Origin of the sequence: Streptomyces sp. NPDC006476, assembly GCF_040612015.1 — a bacterium.
Classification (GTDB): Bacteria; Actinomycetota; Actinomycetes; order Streptomycetales; family Streptomycetaceae; genus Streptomyces; species Streptomyces griseorubiginosus_B.
On sequence record NZ_JBEXPK010000203.1, the window covers coordinates 1 to 3,915 of the forward strand.

Annotated in this window: 3 protein-coding genes and 1 pseudogene; 1 reads left to right on the plus strand and 3 read right to left on the minus strand. The window is 67.3% G+C overall.

The genetic code is table 11. The features are described from left to right. Positions 1-331 precede the first annotated feature (331 nt). Entirely contained in the window at positions 332-1,018 is a 687-nt protein-coding gene (locus ABZZ74_RS52805; RefSeq protein WP_356951257.1) for a recombinase family protein, read from the plus strand. A gap of 432 nt (positions 1,019-1,450) precedes the next feature. Here the strand turns inward: ABZZ74_RS52805 and ABZZ74_RS52810 are convergent, their stop codons facing one another. The 3 genes and pseudogenes from ABZZ74_RS52810 to ABZZ74_RS52820 form a co-directional block, all read right to left on the minus strand. Continuing rightward, positions 1,451-2,551 (minus strand): cytochrome P450, encoded by a 1,101-nt coding sequence (locus tag ABZZ74_RS52810; RefSeq protein ID WP_356951258.1) that lies wholly within the window; start codon positions 2,549-2,551, stop codon positions 1,451-1,453. Between the two features lie 524 nt (positions 2,552-3,075). Then, positions 3,076-3,543 (minus strand): transposase, encoded by a 468-nt coding sequence (locus ABZZ74_RS52815; protein WP_356951259.1) that lies wholly within the window; start codon positions 3,541-3,543, stop codon positions 3,076-3,078. Then, positions 3,540-3,915 (minus strand): annotated as a pseudogene (locus tag ABZZ74_RS52820) (ISAs1 family transposase); the annotation flags it as partial. The gene ABZZ74_RS52815 and the pseudogene ABZZ74_RS52820, both read right to left, overlap by 4 nt.

Below are 3,915 nucleotides of genomic sequence, written 5' to 3' on the forward strand. Positions count from 1 at the left end.
GCACCAGGCCACTGAGGCCCACCGCCGATGGAACAACATCACCGCGGCGGCCACATGACCGGAGCCAGACGATCAAGACTTACAGCTGCCGTGTCTGACCAGCTGGACCAGGCGTTGATCAATTGTCAACGGCCATTTCGTTCTCCCCGTAGGCGGCCAGGGCTTGATCAAGTTCCGTGAGTGTGCGGGTTGTTGGTGATGCCCAGGATGGCGAGTGGGCGCGCAACGAGGGAATCGGCCCTACGCCGGGGGTCCGGCGTCCAGAAAGGGCGTCCAACAAGCCAGCGTGTTCAGCAACACCCTGCTGCCCTTTTCTGTACGGTGCTCGTTCATGACGACACTCCCCCAGTGGGCCGCGGACGGCGACAACCTCCTGACGGCCTTCCCGGCAACGTCCTCCGGCGTCCTCATCGGCTACGCCCGGGTCTCCACCAAGGGCCAGTTGCTCGACCGGCAGATCAGTGCACTGGAGGCCGCGGGGTGCGCTCGGATCTTCGCGGAGAAGAAGTCCGGCAGGAACGCGGAGCGCGAGGAACTGTGGAAGTGCCTCGACTACGTGCGCCCCGGCGACACGCTGGTGGTGCCCTCCCTCGACCGGTTGGGCCGCTCGATCCAAGATCTGATCTCCATCGTCTCCGGCCTGCGCAAGCGCGGGATCGGCTTCCAGTCGCTCCACGAGTCGCTGGACACCACGACTCCAGGCGGTCGCCTGGTGTTCCATGTGTTCGCAGCGCTCGCGGAGTTCGTCCGGGAGTTGATCGTGCAGGGGACCCACGAGGGCCTGGCGGAAGCTCGCGCCCGCGGCGAGCGCATCGGCCGGCCGCCCGCCATGAACGCGGAGCAGATCCGGCACGCTTATGCGCTGCTCGCACAACCGGAGAACAGCATCACCTCAATTGCGAAGCTGCTCGGCGTCTCCCGCACGACCCTATACAAGTACGTGCCGGAGCTGGCGGCGGGGCGGGACTCGCTCTTGGCGGGTGACTCCCGTCCGGCGCTTCCGGCACCGCGAGGGTGACCCTTCATCCCTGAAGTTCGTCACACTCCAGGGAGTTACGGGCAGTCCCGCTGCACGTATGGCGTCTCTCGGTCGGCTGACGATTCCGTCCGGGCGGGAGCTTCTCTTCTCCTGCAGGTGACGCGTCGCCCCTCTGAGCCACCGGAAGCCACCCGGGCGGGTACTGCACGCTGTGCTGGCTTGGCACTGTCGACCTGCCACTCGGGACCGTAGCGGGTTCGCGGACAGTCCAGGGCCAAGACCCGTGGCGCGTCGCCGATATCATCGAAACCTCGGCACCCGAACTCGCCAATCCCCAGGTCAGCCAGCCACCGCGGTAGTCGGACGGCACCCGATCCGATCTGCGTACCAGTTCGGTGGTGCTGCCAAGGCCTCCGGGCTTCTGAGCCGCCGAACCCGCGGGCGTCGGCTGGGGGTTCGGCGGCTCCGCCGTCAGCCGGTGTGCACCCGCAGCGGCAAGGACTCAGGCCCGCGCATGAGAAGGCTCTGCCGATATCTGATCTCCTCTAGCGGCACGGCCGCCTCGATCCGCGAATATCGCCGCAGCCAGTCACGGAATGCGACCTCCCCCTCCTGCCTGGCGAGCGAGGCACCCAAGCAGTAGTGGGCTCCGGCACCGAAGGCGAGGTGGTGGTTGGGTGTACGGCCGACGTCCAGCCGGTCCGGCGCGCTGAATCGGTCACCGTCCCGGTTGGCCGAAGCGACACCGACCAGCACGAGTTCCTTCTCGGGGATCTCCACTCCCCCGATGGTGACCGGCATGGTGGTAAAACGGTACGTCGCGAGGTTAACGGGGCCGTCGTACCGCAGGAACTCCTCCACGGCTTGAGGGAGCAGAGCCGGATCCGAGCGGAGCCTCGCCAGTTGGTCCGGATGGTGCAGCAGTGCCCGCATCCCGTTGGCGATCAGGTTGACGGTGGTCTCATGGCCCGCACTGAGCAGTAGGAACACCATCGCCACCAACTCCGCGTCGGAGAGCCGGTCATCGACGTCCCGGGCCTCGATCAGGGCGGAGAGCAGATCGTCGCCGAGCATTCGGCGTTTCTCCTCGATCAGACCGTCGACGTACGCGGTGATCGACCGCGCCGCCGAGGTGACTGCTACCGGTGCACCGGTGGAATTGTAGTCCTGCGTCCACTGTCGGAACTGCTCCCGGTCGCCCTCCGGGAGGCCCAAGAGCTCGCACATCACCGTGATGGCGAGGGGAAAGGCGTAGTCGTCGACGAGGTCGACCTCCTCCCGCCCCGCGAGCGCGTCCAGAAAAGCTGCCGACAGGGCCTCCACCCGGGGCCGCAGGCCGGAGATCCGAACGGGGGTAAACGCCTTGGAAACCAGCGTGCGCAGCCGGGTATGGGCGGGCGGATCGGTGTTGAGCATGTGCCCGGCGGTCCTCGGTTCGACCGACCGCGGGCTTCCACCGGGCACGGTGTTGCGCTGGAAGAGGTGGCCGACCACAGCCCCGTCCTTGGCGAGCCGAGAGTCGGCAAGTGCGGCGCGGGCATCCTCGTAGCGGGTGACAAGCCATACTCGCAAACCATCAGGCGTCACTACTGGGTGTACGGGTCCCTCCTGGCGAAGGTTGGCGTAAGCCGGATGCGGGTCCTGCCAGAACTCCGGACTGAACGTTTCACTTAACATTCGATCACATTACCGGCTTCCATTCGATGTCGAGGAGCTCACGAGTTACCTGCCCTTCGCTCACGAGTGTCGTCAAACGAACGAGACGACAGGCGCCCGACGCGTCCAATGAACCCGTGCAATCCGGGGGTTCGCGGCGGCCCGAATCCAATCAGATCCGATGGCAATTGCTGACAGGCTTTGACGACAGATAGGGTCCGATCCTCCGCACGGAAGGGGCCCCGGCCTCGATCATTCACGTGCGCGCGCCGGCGTGAGGGGTTCGGCTGGGATGTCTGGTTCCTGATGTTTCGCTCTGTGGTGTGATCGCTGCCGGTCAGGCCGGTGCGCCGCGTGTCGTCGCGGGCGGCGTCGGCTTCCACTGGCCGAGGGTGCTGCGGGTCTTCTCCTTCCGGGGTGTCGGGGTGTGGGGGCGGCGGTCAGCCGGGATCGGGCAGGGCCTGGACGCGGTCCCATGCGCCTGCCGCCGCGTGTGAGGCGGGCCAGGCGGGGTCGAACTTGAGCTCCCGGCGGCGGGCGTGATCGGTCAACTTGGCTGGGACGTCGAACAGTTCGCTGCGGACGGTGGCGGGTTCGGCCCTGGCGAGCTTGCCGTCCAGGGCGAGGAGTTGCAGCCAGGAGAGCAGGTCCATGGCCAGGGCAAGCAGAGTGCACCAGGCCTGGTTGAGGGCGAACTTGAACGAGGGCAGCCGGGTGAGGGTCAAAGATTTCGATCTTCGAATGCCGGACTCGACGTGGGCGTGAACCCTGTGCCGGGCATCGAGCCACTGCAGCTGGCGGCCCGCCGTATTGGTGGCGACGGCCTGGTAGCGAAAGCCCGTGGCGATCTCGTAGGGCTTGAGGTCGCGCGCGTACTTGGGGTGGACGGGCTCGCGGCGCACGATCACGCGCAGGCCCGGCGGCCATTCGCCGAGGTCGAGCAGGTCGGTGATCTCGACCAGGGCAGCGTCCTCGCGCGGGGTGCCTTTCGCGTCGAGCGCGGGCGTCCACGCGCCCTTGGGGACCTTGGCCAACGCACCTTCGCCGTCTCCACCTGCGTGTGCAGTGCGTCCGCCGTCACCACCACCCCCTGCAGGTCGAGCACCGACAACAGCGGTGCCAGCGCCGGGACCTCGTTGCTCTTGTCCGCCACCCGCTGCTGCGCGACCAGCGCCCCGTCCTGCGCCATCGCACCGATCACCGTCACCGCAACCGATTCACTGCTCCCAGACCCGCGCAGCACCTTGCCGTCCACCGCCACCGTCTCCAGGCCGGGCCCG

Coding starts and splice junctions, on each gene's coding strand:
- ABZZ74_RS52805 (WP_356951257.1), top strand. CDS start 332: ATGACGACACTCCCCCAGTGGGCCGCGGACGGCGACAACCTCCTGACG.